Source organism: Stenotrophomonas sp. YJH_SMC_130, assembly GCF_059369035.1.
The window spans coordinates 23,640-39,001 of the sequence record NZ_JCAFSH010000014.1 but is presented as its reverse complement, the minus strand read 5'-3'; the positions used below and the strand labels follow the sequence as shown (position 1 = coordinate 39,001).

Below are 15,362 nucleotides of genomic sequence, written 5' to 3'. Positions count from 1 at the left end.
CCGCAAGGCAGGGGTTCCAGTCGCCAGAGGGTGCGGAAGACGCCGCATCTATGCCCTTGAGCCGGCAGATTACGCGGCCCTGGGGCTGATGTGGTCGATCACATCCGCCAGTTCCACGCTAACGGTCAACAGGTCGTACTGCGTTTGCAGGTTCAACCACAGCTGTGGCGTGGTGCCGAAGTAGCGTCCCAGACGAAGCGCGGTATCGGCGGTGATGCCGCGACGGCCGGCGATGATCTCAGAAACGCGGGCCGGGGTGACATTGATCTCGGCGGCCAGTGCGCGTGCGGACATGCCCAGCGGGACCAGGAACTCTTCGGAAAGGATTTCTCCCGGATGGATAGCGGGGAGCGCGATAGCAGTTTTTGCGTTGGCGCGTGTCATGTGCTTTGTAGTTCGCCGCAGGTTGTGGGTGCGGCGCCTCCTATTTGGTGGGCTTCTATATGGTGGAACGAACTTGAACTAATGCAGCGCCGGAACGTCTCAGGGCCGGAGCTGGCGCCAGGCATTCCCGGCGCCTTGTCAGATCAGTGGTAGTCGGTGATCTCTACATCGTAAACGTCGCCATCTTTCCACTTGAAACAGATCCGAAACTGGTCATTGATGCGAATGCTGTACTGCCCTGACCTGTCGCCTTTGAGGGCTTCCAACCTGTTGCCTGGAGGGGCCTTCAGGTCAAGTAGTGAAGTCGCAGCGTTGAGATAGACCAGCTTTCGTAGAATCTGTTTTTCCAGATTAGCCAGGGCTTTAACTTTCTTGCCGCTGGCTATTCGTTCCGTGTCCTTGTCTGCGTACGTTCGTATCAATGGCGGCTCCTTCGTTGGCGACTGGGTGTATCATATATCGATACACAGTACACTGCAAGCAGTTTTGGATACTGTTTCGGGATTCGGCAGGGACCTAGCCAAGGCCGTTCGTGCCAGCGGCCGGGAAATGAACCATGCTGCCAGATGCGAGAAAGCCGCCTGTCGGCGGCTTGTGAAGGGCTGGAATGTGGAAGGGTTACGGGCTGGGCAGTCGGGACCGAGCCACGTCGAAGTAGTGCCTCGTCATCTCGATGCCGGTCCAGCTGTAGCCCTCAAGATCCGCGGCCACCAGCGTCGTGCCAGAGCCGGCGAACGGATCCAGGATCCGCCCGCCTTCCTCACAGATCTGCACCAGCTGCCGCATCAGGTCGGTTGGCTTACCGGTCATGTGGTGCTTGTCGGCCTTCCTCACCTTCTCCCGGATGACCCCGGGCAGCACCGGCGCCCGTCGACCGAGGGGCATGTGGCCCTTGCTGCCCCAGACCACGTACTCGGCCTGATTCCGAAACCGCCCCAACTGCGGCCGCACACCTTCAGTCTTGTCCCATACGGTGATGCCGCGCCAGCCGACACTGCCAGAGAACGTGCTGCAGCTGCCGCTCCTGGCCTCGCATCGGGAGGTGCGCCGTGTCGGCGGCTGACAAGATTATGCGTCCTGGCGCACACGGCGATGTGGCCGAGCTAACAGGCGCACACACCAAGCGCAGGCAGATTCAGAACCTGGCCCGCAATGGCATCCCGCATACCATCAACGCGGCCGGATGGCCGGTGGTCATGTGGTCGGCAGTCGATGGCTCGGCGAAGAAGGCCCCCGAGGCAGATGGCGCTTGGTCAAGCAACGCTATGAGGTCCGCAGCGTAATGGGACGGCGCTCTAAGGATCCTGGTGCCATCCCACACATGCGAAAGCGCGTGCGGGGCAAGACCACGTATTACTTCTTCGACCACGGCGGCAAGCCGCGCCGCGAAACAGCACTGGGCAAGAGCTATCCAGAGGCTGTGCGCAAGTGGGCCGAGCTGATGGCGACCGAGGCAGCAGTGCCGGAAATCGTTACTTTTCGCGACGCTGCCAAGCGGTACAAGCAATTGGTCATCCCGAAGAAGCGCGCATCAACGGCCAAGGTCAATCTGGCGGAATTGGCGAAGCTCGAAGAATTCTTTTGCAATCCGCCTGCGCCACTGGCCAAGATCAGGCCGCTACACGTTCGTCAGTACCTTGACTGGCGAACCAAGAACGGGGCGGTGGCCATGGTCAGCGCCAACCGCGAGAAGGCGCTGCTGAGTCATCTGTGGAACAAGTGTAGGGAATGGGGCTTCACCGACGCGGAAAACCCTTGCAAGGGCGTGCGTGGTTACGGCGAAGCGGGCCGCGATGTGTACGTCGAGGACGACGTATACCGGGCAGTGTGGGATGCAGCAGATCAGCCGTTGCGCGATGCGCTGGATCTGGCTTACCTGACTGGCCAGCGGCCGTCCGATGCTCTCAGCATGGATCGGCGAGACGTGCGCGATGGCTTCCTGCATATCAGCCAGAACAAGACAAAGCACAAGCTGCGCATTGCCATCGAGGGTGAGCTGGCCGAGCTGCTGGTGCGCTTCAGCGCCAGGACGTTCAAGCGGCGCGGCAAGCAAAAGGGCGCGGTCATTGTGCACACGGCGCTGCTGCTGGACGAATACGGCCAGCCCCTCAGCAAGGGTCAGCTGCGGAGCCGGTTTGACGCAGCGCGCGAGCGCGCAGGCGTGCCCAAGGCGGCGTTCCAGTTCCGGGATCTGCGGGCAAAGGCAGGCACCGACAAGGCCGATTCGGCTGGCGATATTCGGAAGGCACAGCAGCAGCTCGGCCACCAGTCGGTGACCACGACAGAGATCTATGTGCGGAAGCGCCGCGGTGCGCTGACCAGCCCGACGAAGTGAATTGCGGAGCGGTCGATATTTTGCGGAGCGAGGGGGAAGGGCTGAAACCCTTGGTGCATATGGTGGGCCGTGAAGGATTCGAACCTTCGACCAAAAGATTAAAAGTCTTCTGCTCTACCGACTGAGCTAACGGCCCATTGCACTGCCCCAGCCTTTCGGCGGGGTGGGCATTCTACCCTACTTTGGCCGGTCGCGTGAAACCCCGGTGTGTCGAGGATGCCGGCCAGCGGCCGGCACTACCAGCGGGCTTAAACCTTTCGGGCCATTGTCGCATCCCATCTGTGATCCTTCCCCGGAGCCATGGATGCGCCTGATCGCCAGCCTGCTTGCCGCCCTGCTGCCCTGCGCAGCCCTGGCCGCCCCGCCCCAGGTCGTCACCGACGACATCGGCCGCTTCTGGGCCACCTATGACGCGGTGCGCGCCGAGCCCGACGTTGACCGCCAGGTCGCACTCGTGCAGGAGCGCTACATCGATCCAGGCAGCCCCGGCCTGCATGCGCTGATGCAGGTCCGCAACTACACCGCCCGCGAATACGCCGAGGCCATGCGTGCGTGGCCGCGCTTCTGGACGTCGGTTCGGCCGTTGACCGCCAACGCGCAGCAGGCCAGCGCCACCCTGGAACGGGATCTTTCCAGATTCCGGGCGCTCTACCCGGCCTTGCGCCCGGCCACCATCACCTACGCAGTCGGTGTGCTGCGCACCGGCGGCACCACGCTGGGTGACAAGGTGCTGATCGGTGCCGAGATGGCACTGGGCGATGAGCGCGTGGACGTGAGCGAACTGCCCGAAAAGATGCGCGACCGGCTACGGATCTTCTACGACAGCCGCCCCGGTGCGAACAACGCGCAGAACAACCTGCACGAGTACGTGCATACCCAGCAGCGCGAAACCAGCGGCAGCGTGGCCCAGTACGCGGTGCGCGAAGGCGTTGCCGAGTACGTGGCCGAACGGCTGAGCGGGCGTCGGCCGGCGTTGCCGATGTATCGCTACGGGCCCGCGCACGAAGCGGAAATCCGCACGCGCTTCATTGCCGAGATGGACGGGGACAACCTGGACAACTGGCTGTACAACAGCGCGCGCAATCCGTTCGGGGTGAGTGACTTGGGCTACTACGCCGGCTACCGCATTGCGCGGGAGTACATGCGCCAGCAGGCCGATGAGAGAGCCGGCATCGCGCGGATGATCGAGCTGGACTATGCCGATCCGAATGCGGTGCGGGCGTTTATTGAAGCGTCGGGGTGGTTGCAGCAGCGGTAGCGCCGGGACAGAGAGTGCGAACCAACGGTTCGCACCCACCAGGGAGACATTCGCACCCACAGGGAAGCCGGCCAGCGGCCGGCTCTACCAGGCGCGGTCAAGCGTACCGCGTCGGGTCCGGCACGCCGGCCTCGGCGAAGCCCTGCGCGCGCAGGCGGCAGGCGTCGCAGTGGCCGCAGGCGGCGCCGTTGGCGTCGGCGTTGTAGCAGGACACGGTCAGGCCGAAGTCCACGCCCAGGCGCACGCCTTCGCTGACGATCTGGCCCTTGCTGAGGAACTGCAGCGGGGCATGCACCTTGATGCCGGCGCCTTCCACGCCCGACTTTGTGGCCAGGTTGGCCAGCGCCTGGAACGCGGCCACGAACTCGGGGCGGCAGTCCGGGTAGCCGGAGTAGTCGACGGCGTTGACGCCGCAGAAGATGTCATTGGCACCGAGCACTTCGGCCCAGCCCAGCGCCAGCGACAGCATGATGGTGTTGCGCGCCGGCACGTAGGTGACCGGAATGCCGGCTCCGCCCGCCTCCGGTACGTCGATGTCGTCGGTCAGCGCCGAGCCACCGATGCTGCGCAGGTCCACGTCCACGGTCTTGTGCGCGACCACGCCTTGGGCCTTGGCCACGCGGGCGGCGGCATCCAGTTCGGAGGTGTGGCGCTGGCCGTAGCGCACGCTCAGGGCATGCACGGCAAAGCCCTGTTCCTGGGCCATGGCGATGACGGCGGCTGAATCCATGCCGCCGGAGAGAAGCACGACTGCCTTCTTCATGGGAAATCTTCCGGTTGGGAGGGGAAAGCCAGCACGCTGTCCCGCGCCGGAGCTACATCAGGGAACGCTGCGCCGGCTCATCGGCCCGGCTCGTCGTTCCACAGGATTTTATGCAACTGCATCTGGAAGCGCACCGGCAGCCGGTCTTCGACGATCCAGTCGGCCAACTGCCGCGCGCTGATCTCGCCCTTGCTCGGCGAGAAGAACACGGTGCAACGCTTCACCAGGCCGTGCTCGGCGACCATGGCCTTCGCCCAGTCGTAGTCCTCGCGGTTGCAGATGACGAACTTGATCTGGTCGCGGACGGTCAGCAGCGGCAGGTTTTCCAGGCGATTGCGGGCGGCTTCGGCCGAGCCCGGCGTCTTGATGTCAACCACGCGCGACACGCGCGGGTCCACTGCGCTGACATCCAGCGCGCCGGAGGTTTCCAGCGAGACATCCATGCCCGCATCGCACAGCTTCTGCAGCAGCACCAGGCAGCGCTTCTGCGCCAGCGGCTCGCCGCCGGTCACGCAGACGTGGCGGACGCCCTGGGCCAGCACCTCGGCCACGATGTCGTCGATGTCCCACCAGGTGCCGCCGTGGAAGGCATAGGCGGTGTCGCAGTACTGGCAGCGCAGCGGGCAGCCGGTCAGGCGCACGAACACGGTCGGCCAGCCGGCGGTATCGGCCTCGCCCTGCAGCGAGGTGAAGATCTCGGTGATCTTCAGGCGCGGCAGCGGCGACTGCACGATGTCGCTGGGGGTGGCGACGGCGTTTGACGGGGTAACGGCGGTCATGGCGGGTACTTCTTGGTGGGACACGTGGCGGGTGGGCTACCGTGGCCGGTAACGAAAACAGCCGAGCATGGCTCGGCTCTACAACAGCAACCGGACGGGTTTGCTGGTCCGGAAACGAAAGCAGCCGAGCGTGGGCTCGGCTCTACAGGGCACCTATTGTACGCCCGCTCAGCGGATCAGCGGATCTGCTTGCCCAGGCGGATGGACTGCAGACGGTCCTGCGCGGTGCGCGCGGCGTCCGAGCCGGGGTACTGCGCCACGACGGTCTCCAGCGTCTGCTGGGCCTGGTCGACCTTTCCCTCGCCGTACTGCGAGAGGCCGACCTTGAGCAGGCCGCCCGCGGCCTTGTCGTGGGTCGGATAGCGCGAGAGCAGCTCTCGGAACTGGGTCTCGGCCATCGGGAAATTGCGGGTGGCGTAGTAGCTCTCGCCCAGCCAGTACAGCGCATTCGGCGCGTAGACGCCGTTCGGGTACAACTCCAGGAAGCTCAGGAACAGCTGCGCCGAATCGTCGTACCTGCCGGCCTTCAACGCATCGAAGGCAACGTTGTAGGAGGTGCGCTCGTCGCCGGTGGCGGCAAGGCTGCCAGCATCACCATGGACGGAAGGCGGCCGCTCGGAAGTGGCCGCCGCTGCGGGTTTTGCCGGGGCCGGTGCGGCCTTCGGCGCGCTCGCCGGAACGGGCGGCAGGGCCGGGGCGGCGTTGCCCCCTTCCAACCGGTTCAGGCGGCTGTCCAGATCCAGGTACTGGTCCTGGGCGGACTGCTTGAGCTGGGCGTTGTCATGCTGCAACTGCTCGATCGAGGCCTGCAGGCTGGTGACCTGCTGCCGCAGCTGATTGATCTGGTTCAACAGGTCCTGGTTGGCACTGTTGTTGTACATCTGCTGCTCGAGCGCGCCGACACGGTCAGCCAGGCTCTGTCGCTGTGCGTGCGCCGGTGCGGCAGCCACGAGGGCTGCCGCAACGACCAGCATCAGTTTGATGCCAATGCGCATGGATTACTGCGCGGTGTAGACGATTTCGACGCGACGGTTCTGCGACCAGCAGGACTCGTTCGACTCGGTGCAGACCGGACGCTCTTCACCGTAGGACACGACGGTCAGCTGCGAAGCCGAACCACCGTTGGCCTGCAGGGCCGAGCTGACGCCGTTGCCACGACGCTCACCCAGGGCCTGGTTGTACGCGCGCGAACCGCGCTCGTCGGTGTGGCCCTGCAGGGTGATGCGCGAGGACGGACGGTCACGCAGGTACTTGGCGTGGCACGCCATGATGGCCTGGAATTCCGGCTTCACGTCTTCCTTGTCCAGGTCGAAGTACACAACGCGCTGGCGCAGGCAGGCGTCGGTGTCCAGGTCGCCCGGGCCGTACAGGCCGGAGGTCGACGGACCGGTCGGGGTGGTGGTCGAGGTGCCGGTGTCGACCGGGGCTGCCGGCTCTTCCTTCACCTTCTTCGAGCAACCGGCCAGGACGGCCACAGACAGCAGGGAAACAAGCAGAACGCGGGTGGACTTGTTCATGGCGATACCTTTGTGGCTCCTAAGCCGATGAGGGGTTCAAGACAACGAAAATATTAACACTCTTTTAGCGCTGGGTACGGTATGGGGACCATGCCGGTTCGCGCACATCACCGTCAGCCAGGACCAGGCGCTGGCGAACCCGCGCATCGGCCGAAACGGCATACAACACACCACGGCCACCTTCGCGGGCGGCGTACAGCACCATGCTTGCGTTGGGCGCAAAGCTCGGCGATTCATCCAGCGAACCCGGGGACAGCGTGCTCCAGCGCGGCGAGCCCAGCGAGCTGTCCATCATCGCGATCTTGTAGCTGTTGCCCGAGCCCTGGGCGACGGCGATCTTCTTGCCATCGTAGGACACCGACGGCTTGGCATTGTAGTTGCCCTGGAAGGTCACGCGCTCGGCGCTGCCGCCACCGGCACCGACCTTGTAGACCTGCGGACGGCCGCCGCGATCGGAGGTGAAGTACACCGCGCTGCCGTCCGGTGCCCAGGTCGGCTCGGTATCGATGGCGAAGTGGTTGGTCAGCTGGGTCAGCTGCTTGCTGCCCAGGTCCATCACGTAGATTTCCGGGTTACCGGAGCGCGACAGGGTCAGGGCCAGCTTGCGGCCGTCCGGCGAGAACGCCGGGGCGCTGTTGATGCCGCGGAAGCTGGTGACCAGCTCGCGCGCACCGGTGCCGATGTTCTGGATGTAGATGGCCGAATTGCCACGCTCGAAGCTGACGTAGGCCAGCTTGCTGCCATCCGGACTCCACGACGGCGACAGCAGCGGCTCGGCCGAGCGCACGATGGTCTGCGGGTTGAAGCCATCGGAATCGGCCACCATCAGCGCGTAGCGCATGGCGTCGCCCTTGCCACTGGCGGTCACGTAGGCGATGCGGGTCCAGAAGGCGCCGCGCACACCGGTGATCTTTTCGTAGATGGCGTCGGCCATCTGGTGGGCAACGTCGCGCATGGCGTTGCCACGGGCGGTCATCGCCAGGCCCAGCAGGCGCTCGCCCTTGGGCACGTCGAACAGTTCGTACTCGACGCGGTAGGCACCCGCACCGGCATCAAGCACGCGGCCAACCACGATGTAGTTCTGCTTCAGCGCGCGCCAGGTCGCGAACTGGATATCCCCCCCCCGCACGGGCTTCTCGACGATCTGCGCTTCCGGCAGCGTGCGGAACTGGCCCGAACGCTCCAGATCGGCACGGACCACGCCGGCGACGTCGGTCTGCGGAGCGGCCGACGAACCCTGATAGGGCATCGGCACGATGGTGATCGGCAGCGCGGAGGCATTGCCGCCGATGATGTCGATATCCAGCCCCTTCTGCTGCGCGACGGCAGCAAAGGGCAGCAACAGGGCCGCAAACACGGCAAGCCAGCGAGGCATCTTTTTCATGGAGCGCTCAATAAGGGGAAACCGGAACGAGGGATAACAAAGCGGGAGTGAACCGCTTCGCAATCATGAACCAAGGGTACGTGAATTCCGGGTCAGTTCCAGCCCGTCTTCTCACGCACCGTTAACGTCGTGGCTAACATCGCACCGTCTGCCCTGGTCACGCCGCCCCGGAGGACGGCGTTCGACAGCAGCCCACAGCCTGCCCGGTCGAAACCGAGCACACCAGAGGCAAGCGCGACAACCGTGGGCAGGAGTGGCCCGAGGCCCCCCTGCCCTGCCCGCCTCAGCGATCCTGGGCAGTAAAGGTGAAGTTGAGCGTGCGTGCGAACACCGACTCGAAGCCACGGTACGGCAGGGGCTGCGCGTTGAGCACGGCGGCCTCGATCGAACGCTTGCCGGCCTCGTCGTAGGGGCAGTTCGGGCTGACCTTGGCCTGCATCACCGTGCCACCCGGAATCTGGGTGATGGTGATCTGGCAGCGCTGGCCCAGCGGCACCGTGTCCGGCCGCACCCACTGCGACAGGACCTTGGCCTGGATCGCCGCGGCGTACTTGGCCGAAAGATCATCGCTGTTGCCACCGCCACCGGCGGCCGGCTGGGACGCACCGCTGGCACCGGCGGCGGCACTGCCCGCGGCATTGCGCGCGGCGGCGACCTGGCGCAGCTTCTGCTCGGCCAGCTTGGCTTCCTTTTCGGCCTGCTCGCGGCGGGCACGGATCTCGGCGATCTTCTTCTGCTTCTCGGCCTCGGCCTTGTCCGCGGCCTGGCGCGCCTGATCGGCCAGCTTCTTCTTCGCGTCTTCTTCCTGCTGCTTGGCCAGGCGCAGCTTCTGCTCGGCCTCTTCCTGGCGCTTGCGTTCGGTCAGGTCGATCTGCTCCTGGCGGCGCTTGGCTTCCTGCTCCTGCCTGGCCTTCTCCTGCGAGATGGCCAGCGCGCTCACTGCTTCCTGGTCCTTGGTATCCGGCTGCGCGACACGTTCCTGCGCCTGTTGCTGCTGTGGCGTGGGGGCGTCCTGTGGGCGCGGCTCGGGAATCGGCTGTGGCGGCGGAATGGTGTCTTCCGGCACCGGAACCGGCTCGGCCACCGGCGGCGGCAGGTCCTCCAGCTTTTCGGACTGGCGCAGGGCCTGGCGGGCGGCGGACGCCTCGGACGCGGACAGCGCCAGGCTGGCCTCCACCGACGGATCACCGGCGGCGGCGTCGGTGTTGCGCTCGGGCGACCAGAACCAGGCCACGATGAAGACCAGCGCGACCAGCAGGTGCACCAGCAACGCCAGCGCCAGGGGCAGGGGCAGGCCCCAGCCGGGTTCGCGCTGCTGCGGAGGTGGCAGGGCGTCAGCGTGCATCGGTGGCCAGGCCTACCTTGTCTACCTTGGCGCGCTTGATCACATCCATCGCGGCGATGACCTTTTCATAGGCCACGGCACGGTCGGCGGCGACGATCACGCGCACGCCCTTGTCCTGGGCGGCGATGCCGGCCAGGCGGCCCTCCAGTTCCTCGGCCGACACGGCGGTCGGTTCCTTGGCGTCGGGCAGCTTCAGGCTGAGCTGGCCGTCCTGGCGCACCGAGACGATCACCGGGTCCTGCTTGCTTTCCAGCGCCTTGGCGTTGGATTGCGGCAGGTCGACGTCGAAGCTCAGGGTGAGCAGCGGCGCGGTGACCATGAAGATGATCAGCAGCACCAGCATGACGTCGATGTAGGGAACGACGTTGATTTCCGATTTCAGCTTGCGGCGCTTGCGGCGACCGATGGCAGCGGACATGGCTTGGACTCCCGGGTCAGGCGCTTACTCGTCGCCAGCGCTCTGGCGCTGCAGGATGGAGCTGAACTCTTCGGCGAAGGTCTCGAACCGCACCGACATGCGCTCCACGCGGGTGGTGAAGCGGTTGTAGGCCCACACCGCCGGGATCGCCACGAACAGGCCGATGGCGGTGGCGAACAGGGCTTCGGAGATGCCTGGCGCGACGGCGGCGATACCGGCCTGCGCACCGCTGCTGATCATGTCGTGCATGGTCACCATGATGCCGAACACGGTACCGACCAGGCCCACGTACGGGGCAGTCGAACCGATGTTGGCCAGCAGTTCCAGGTTACGCTCAAGCTGGTCCACTTCGCGGGTGTAGGTGGTGCGCATGGCACGCTGCGCGCCTTCCAGCTGCGCACGGCCATCCAGGCGGCGCTTGTCGCGCAGGCGGGTGTACTCGCGGAAACCAGCTTCGAAGATGGCTTCCAGGCCGGTCACGCTGCGGCTGCGGTCGGTGGCGGCGCTGTACAACTTGCCCAGGTCGGCGCCGGACCAGAAGCGGTTCTCGAACTCGTCGGCTTCGCGGGTGGCCTGCTTGAACACGCGGGCCTTGCGGAAAATGATCACCCAGCTGACGAACGAGCCGACCAGCAGCAGCAGCACGATGATCTTCACCGGCAGGCTGGCCTTGGCCATCAGTTCGAGGTAGTTGATGCCGCCGCCGGTGGTGGCCTGGGCAAGGGTCTGTGTCGCGGCGTTGCTGACGTCGGCCGGCAGTGCCTCGGTGACCGTGGCCTGCAGGGCCAGGAGCGTTGCGATCATCCGTTGTTCCTCAGTGTTCGGATTCGGGGTGGAGGTGGGGTTGCAGCATGGCAAGGACGGCCCCGTCCATGCCACGCGGGCGGAAACTGGCCGCTTCCAGTGCGGCGATGCGGACCTGGGCCGACAGCAGCAGCTCGCCGTCGCGCAGGATCTGCTGGTCGAAGACCATGCTGGCCTTCTTCAGCTGGACCAGGCGGGCGCTCACCTGCAGGGTGTCATCCAGCCGTGCCGGCTTGATGAAATCCATCTGCATCGAGCGCACCGCGAAGACCATCCCGTGCTCGGCGCGCATGCGCTCCTGGCCGTAGCCGAGCGCACGCATCCATTCGGTCCGGGCCCGTTCCATGAAGGCCACGTAGCGGGCGTGGTAGACCACGCCGCCTGCGTCGGTATCTTCCCAGTAAATGCGTGTCGGCCAACTGAATAGTGGCTCAACCGACATCGGGAACCTCCGCGAACAGGTCCTGCGGCGGGTTCTTCGGCTTCAGGCCCATGTGCCGGTAGGCCTTGTGGGTGGCCATGCGGCCGCGCGCGGTGCGCACCAGGAAGCCCTGCTGGATCAGGTACGGCTCGACCACGTCTTCCAGCGTGCCGCGTTCCTCGGACAGCGCCGCGGCCAGCGACTCGATGCCGACCGGGCCGCCATCGAAGTAGTCGACCAGGGTCTTGAGCAGGCGCCGGTCGAGCTCGTCGAAGCCTTCCGGATCAACCTTGAGCATCTTCATCGCGGCCTGCGCCACGGCCTCGTCGATGTGGCCGCCCGCCTTCACCTGCGCGTAGTCGCGCACGCGGCGCAGCAGGCGGTTGGCGATACGCGGGGTGCCGCGCGCGCGCCGCGCGATCTCGCCGGCGCCGTCGGGGGTGCAGTCGATGCCGAGGATGGTGGCCGAACGGCGCACGATCCGGGTCAGCTCCTCGACGCTGTAGAACTCCAGCCGCTGGACGATGCCGAAGCGGTCGCGCAGCGGCGCGGTCAGCAGGCCGGCGCGGGTGGTGGCACCGATCAGGGTGAACGGCGGCAGGTCGATCTTGATCGAACGGGCCGCGGGGCCCTCACCGATCATGATGTCGATCTGGAAGTCTTCCATCGCCGGGTACAGCACTTCCTCGACCACCGGCGACAGGCGGTGGATCTCGTCCACGAACAGCACGTCGTGCGGCTGCAGGTTGGTCAGCAGTGCGGCCAGGTCGCCGGCCTTTTCGATCACCGGGCCGGAGGTCACCCGCAGGGCCACGCCCAGTTCGTTGGCGATGACGTGGCTGAGCGTGGTCTTGCCCAGGCCGGGCGGCCCGAAGATCAGCACGTGGTCGAGCGCGTCGCCGCGCCCCTTGGCCGCTTCGATATAGATCTCCATCTGCTCGCGCACCGGGGCCTGGCCGAGATAGTCGGCCAGGCGCTTGGGGCGGATGCTGGCGTCGGCGGCGTCATCCTCGCGGGTGGCGCCGGCGCCGATGATGCGGTCGTCGGTCATGTGCTGATTATGCGGCAAAAGCGGGGTGATTCGGCCGGGCTGCGCCCGGCACCCGCAGAGGCAACGGCAACATCCAGAGCAACAGCCGAAGCGGGCTTCCTGGGGGAATGGCGGGGTGGGTCCGGTTGCGGGGGACGCCGTAAATACGTCCATGTAGGCTCGGTCGCGCCATCCATGGCGCTCACGCCCCCGCAACCGGACCCACCCCGCCTTCGACAGTTTCCTGCGGTCTGTCGGAACGGCGTTCTGCTTTGGTGGGTGCCGACCGTTGGTCGGCACGGTAGATCCACGCCATGCGTGGACGGATCTCTGGAGGAATCGACGGTGGAGATTAAATCTCCACCTGCGCGCCGAGTTCCACCAGCCGGTTACCCGGAATCCGGAAGAAGCCGGTCGCCGGCGCGGCATTCCGGTGCATCAGCGCGAACAGCTTGTCGCGCCAGATCGGCATGCCGCGGTTGGCGGTGGCCACGATGGTTTCGCGGCTGGCGAAGAAGGTGGTGTCCATCGGGTCGAAGTAGATGCCACCGTGGTCACACGAGCGCATCAGCGCCAGCGGCACGTCCGGGGTTTCCATGAAGCCGAAGCGCACATAGACGCGGTAGAACTCGTCGCCCACCGATTCGATCTTCAGCCGCTGCCCTTCCATCGCATACGGAATCGGCAGGGTTTCCACGTGCAGGAACACGTTGCGCTCGTGCAGCACCTTGTTGTGCTTGAGGTTGTGCATCAGCGCATGCGGGGCCACGGTCGGGTCGGCGGTGAGGAATACCGCGGTGCCCGGCACGCGTACCGGCGGTGCCAGCATCAGGCCCGGCAGGAAGGTATCCAGACGGATGCCGTCCTTGCGGATCTCATCGCGCAGCAGCTCGCGGCCACGGCGCCACGTGCGCATCATGGTGAACAGGAAGATGCCCAGCACCACCGGGAACCAGGCGCCCTGCAGCAGCTTGGCACCGTTGGCGATGACGAAGCCCAGATCGATGATGAAGAACACCACGCACAGCGGCAGCAGCCAGGCGCGCGCCTTCGGCCACAGCGAACGGGCCACCAGGGCCAGCAGCAGGGTGTCGATCAGCATGGTGGCCGACACCGAGATGCCGTAGGCCACCGCCAGGTTGGACGAGCTGCGGAAGGCCAGCACCAGGCCGATCACCATCACCGCGATGCCCCAGTTGATGCCCGGGATGTAGATCTGGCCGATGGTGTCGTGCGAGGTGTGCTTGATGCGCATGCGCGGGATGTAGCCCAGTTGCATCGCCTGACGCGAGACCGAGAACGCGCCGGTGATGACCGACTGGGACGCGATCACCGCCGCCATCGTGGCCAGGATGATCATCGGGTACAGCGCCCACGACGGCACTGCCTCGAAGAACGGGTTCTTCAGCGCCTCGGGGTGGTTGAGCACCAGTGCGCCCTGCCCCAGGTAGTTCAGCACCAGGCACGGCAGCACGAAGAAGTACCAGGCGTGTCGGATCGGCTTGGCACCGAAGTGGCCCATGTCGGCGTAAAGCGCCTCGCCACCGGTCACCGCCAGCACCACTGCGCCGAGGATGAAGATCCCATGCCAGCTGTGCTCCATGAAGAAGCGGATCGCCCACCACGGGTTGAATGCCTTGAGCACTTCCGGCGCATCGACGATGTTGTAGATGCCGATCGCCGCCAGCGAGATGAACCAGACCGATGTGATGGGGCCGAAGGCCTTGCCGATCTTCTCGGTACCGAAGCGCTGCGCCGCAAACACCATCAACAGCACCACCACCGTGATCGGCACGATGAAGGCATGCAGGCCCGGCGCGGCCACCTCCAGGCCTTCCACCGCACCCAGCACCGATATCGCCGGGGTGATCACGCCGTCGCCGAAGAACAGCGAGGCACCGAAAATGCCGAGGATGCCGACCACGTAGGCCGAGCGCGAGCCGTTGCGCAGCGTGCGCTGGGTCAACGCCATCAGCGCCATGATGCCGCCCTCGCCGTCGTTGTCGGCGCGCATGATGATGGTCACGTACTTCAGCGTGACCACGATGTTCAGCGCCCAGAACGCCAGCGACAGCACGCCCAGCACGGTGTCGTGGTCACTGTTGAGCCCGTAGTGCGGCGAGAACGCCTCCTTCAGCGTGTACAGCGGGCTGGTACCGATATCGCCGAACACCACGCCGATCGCACCGATGATCAGCGCCATGCCTCCTGCTGGAGGGGCGTGACCGTGGCTGCCGGAGGCAGCTGCGTGCGGGGTTTGACTGCTGGACATGGGACTCCTGGCGATGCTCAGGCGGTTCGTTGAAGGAAAGGGACGCGGCTCAGCGCAGCGCCGACTGCAGCGCCTTGCGGATCACGGTGGCCACTTCGTCGCCTTCATTGAAGGCGTCGCGGGCCATGCGTGCCGCTTCGGCCGGCTTGTAGCCCAGCTGCTGCAGGGCCACGGTGGCATCGGACAGCGGGTCGGCCGGGGCCGGGCCGCTGCCGGTGGGCAGCGCGCCGCCGGCGCCGAACTGGGCGGCGCGGTCACGCAGTTCCAGTACCATGCGCTCGGCAGTCTTCTTGCCGATGCCGGGGATACGGGTCAGCGCGGTGATGTCACCGGCCTGGACCATGCGCGCGAACTCCTCGACGGAAACGCCGGACAACACCGCCAGCGCGATCTTCGCGCCGATGCCACTGACCTTCTGCACGTCGCGGAACAGGCGCCGCTCACCCTCGCGCAGGAAGCCGTACAGCGAAACGCTGTCTTCCTTCTGCGCGTAGTGGGTGTACAGCGTGACCTCGCGGCCGAGCTCAGGCAGGTCGTAGAAGGTGCTCATCGGCGCCTCCAGTTCGTAGCCCACCCCGTTCACGTCCACCACCAGCCACGGCGGCGCCTTGTAGGCGACGATGCCGCGCAGTCGTCCGATCATTGCGTGCAG

Annotated in this window: 17 protein-coding genes, 1 tRNA gene and 1 pseudogene; 3 read left to right on the top strand and 16 right to left on the bottom strand. The window is 65.8% G+C overall.

Annotated features, from left to right (window positions below; all coding sequences use genetic code 11):
- Positions 1-69 precede the first annotated feature (69 nt).
- The 3 genes and pseudogenes from AC5P5V_RS14505 to AC5P5V_RS14495 all read right to left on the bottom strand — a co-directional run.
- Positions 70-384 (bottom strand): HigA family addiction module antitoxin, encoded by a 315-nt coding sequence (locus AC5P5V_RS14505; RefSeq protein ID WP_111175729.1) that lies wholly within the window; start codon positions 382-384, stop codon positions 70-72.
- Positions 385-527: 143 nt separating this feature from the next.
- Positions 528-806 carry a type II toxin-antitoxin system RelE/ParE family toxin gene (locus tag AC5P5V_RS14500; protein WP_111175727.1) on the bottom strand — a complete coding sequence of 93 codons (279 nt, stop codon included), beginning with the start codon at positions 804-806 and terminating at the stop codon, positions 528-530.
- Between the two features lie 196 nt (positions 807-1,002).
- Positions 1,003-1,371, bottom strand: a pseudogene (locus tag AC5P5V_RS14495) (DNA methyltransferase); the annotation flags it as partial.
- An 83-nt stretch (positions 1,372-1,454) separates the two neighbouring features.
- Between AC5P5V_RS14495 and AC5P5V_RS14490 the strand changes: the two are divergent.
- Both AC5P5V_RS14490 and AC5P5V_RS14485 read left to right on the top strand, forming a co-directional pair.
- Positions 1,455-1,667, top strand: coding sequence for a DUF4224 domain-containing protein (locus AC5P5V_RS14490; protein ID WP_369333468.1), 213 nt, complete (start codon positions 1,455-1,457; stop codon positions 1,665-1,667).
- Positions 1,667-2,719, top strand: a complete 1,053-nt coding sequence (locus tag AC5P5V_RS14485; RefSeq protein WP_134968755.1) for a tyrosine-type recombinase/integrase — start codon at positions 1,667-1,669, stop codon at positions 2,717-2,719. Before AC5P5V_RS14490 ends, AC5P5V_RS14485 begins: the two co-directional genes overlap by 1 nt.
- A gap of 60 nt (positions 2,720-2,779) precedes the next feature.
- On the opposite strand, the gene AC5P5V_RS14480 is transcribed toward AC5P5V_RS14485, so the two are convergent.
- A tRNA-Lys gene (locus tag AC5P5V_RS14480) sits at positions 2,780-2,855 on the bottom strand.
- Positions 2,856-3,023: 168 nt separating this feature from the next.
- Between AC5P5V_RS14480 and AC5P5V_RS14475 the strand changes: the two genes are divergently transcribed.
- The gene (locus AC5P5V_RS14475) at positions 3,024-3,977 is read left to right on the top strand and encodes a DUF2268 domain-containing putative Zn-dependent protease (RefSeq protein WP_134968754.1); all 954 of its coding nucleotides are present in this window, start codon (positions 3,024-3,026) and stop codon (positions 3,975-3,977) included.
- Positions 3,978-4,074: 97 nt separating this feature from the next.
- On the opposite strand, the gene queC is transcribed toward AC5P5V_RS14475, so the two are convergent.
- From queC to ruvA, 12 genes are all read right to left on the bottom strand, one after another.
- Positions 4,075-4,740 (bottom strand): 7-cyano-7-deazaguanine synthase QueC, encoded by a 666-nt coding sequence (queC, locus tag AC5P5V_RS14470; RefSeq protein ID WP_061480332.1) that lies wholly within the window; start codon positions 4,738-4,740, stop codon positions 4,075-4,077.
- Positions 4,741-4,817: 77 nt separating this feature from the next.
- Positions 4,818-5,519 carry a 7-carboxy-7-deazaguanine synthase QueE gene (gene queE / locus AC5P5V_RS14465; RefSeq protein ID WP_111175715.1) on the bottom strand — a complete coding sequence of 234 codons (702 nt, stop codon included), beginning with the start codon at positions 5,517-5,519 and terminating at the stop codon, positions 4,818-4,820.
- Positions 5,520-5,695: 176 nt separating this feature from the next.
- Positions 5,696-6,514 (bottom strand): tol-pal system protein YbgF, encoded by an 819-nt coding sequence (gene ybgF, locus AC5P5V_RS14460; protein WP_180867541.1) that lies wholly within the window; start codon positions 6,512-6,514, stop codon positions 5,696-5,698.
- A 3-nt stretch (positions 6,515-6,517) separates the two neighbouring features.
- Entirely contained in the window at positions 6,518-7,036 is a 519-nt protein-coding gene (gene pal / locus AC5P5V_RS14455) for a peptidoglycan-associated lipoprotein Pal (protein ID WP_005418510.1), read from the bottom strand.
- Between the two features lie 64 nt (positions 7,037-7,100).
- Entirely contained in the window at positions 7,101-8,420 is a 1,320-nt protein-coding gene (tolB, locus tag AC5P5V_RS14450) for a Tol-Pal system beta propeller repeat protein TolB (protein ID WP_005418511.1), read from the bottom strand.
- A gap of 283 nt (positions 8,421-8,703) precedes the next feature.
- Entirely contained in the window at positions 8,704-9,765 is a 1,062-nt protein-coding gene (gene tolA, locus AC5P5V_RS14445) for a cell envelope integrity protein TolA (protein WP_495215920.1), read from the bottom strand.
- A complete protein-coding gene (tolR, locus tag AC5P5V_RS14440) occupies positions 9,755-10,183 on the bottom strand; it encodes a protein TolR (RefSeq protein ID WP_005410751.1) in 429 nt (142 codons plus the stop codon). Before tolR ends, tolA begins: the two co-directional genes overlap by 11 nt.
- A gap of 24 nt (positions 10,184-10,207) precedes the next feature.
- Positions 10,208-10,987 (bottom strand): protein TolQ, encoded by a 780-nt coding sequence (tolQ, locus tag AC5P5V_RS14435; RefSeq protein WP_005410752.1) that lies wholly within the window; start codon positions 10,985-10,987, stop codon positions 10,208-10,210.
- A 10-nt stretch (positions 10,988-10,997) separates the two neighbouring features.
- On the bottom strand, positions 10,998-11,429 hold the full coding sequence (ybgC, locus tag AC5P5V_RS14430; protein ID WP_134969345.1) for a tol-pal system-associated acyl-CoA thioesterase: 432 nt from the start codon (positions 11,427-11,429) through the stop codon (positions 10,998-11,000).
- On the bottom strand, positions 11,419-12,459 hold the full coding sequence (ruvB, locus tag AC5P5V_RS14425) for a Holliday junction branch migration DNA helicase RuvB (protein WP_061480412.1): 1,041 nt from the start codon (positions 12,457-12,459) through the stop codon (positions 11,419-11,421). Before ruvB ends, ybgC begins: the two co-directional genes overlap by 11 nt.
- A gap of 331 nt (positions 12,460-12,790) precedes the next feature.
- Positions 12,791-14,641 carry a potassium transporter Kup gene (locus AC5P5V_RS14420; protein WP_171953504.1) on the bottom strand — a complete coding sequence of 617 codons (1,851 nt, stop codon included), beginning with the start codon at positions 14,639-14,641 and terminating at the stop codon, positions 12,791-12,793.
- Positions 14,642-14,759: 118 nt separating this feature from the next.
- Positions 14,760-15,353 (bottom strand): Holliday junction branch migration protein RuvA, encoded by a 594-nt coding sequence (ruvA, locus tag AC5P5V_RS14415; protein ID WP_005418517.1) that lies wholly within the window; start codon positions 15,351-15,353, stop codon positions 14,760-14,762.
- Positions 15,354-15,362 lie beyond the last annotated feature (9 nt).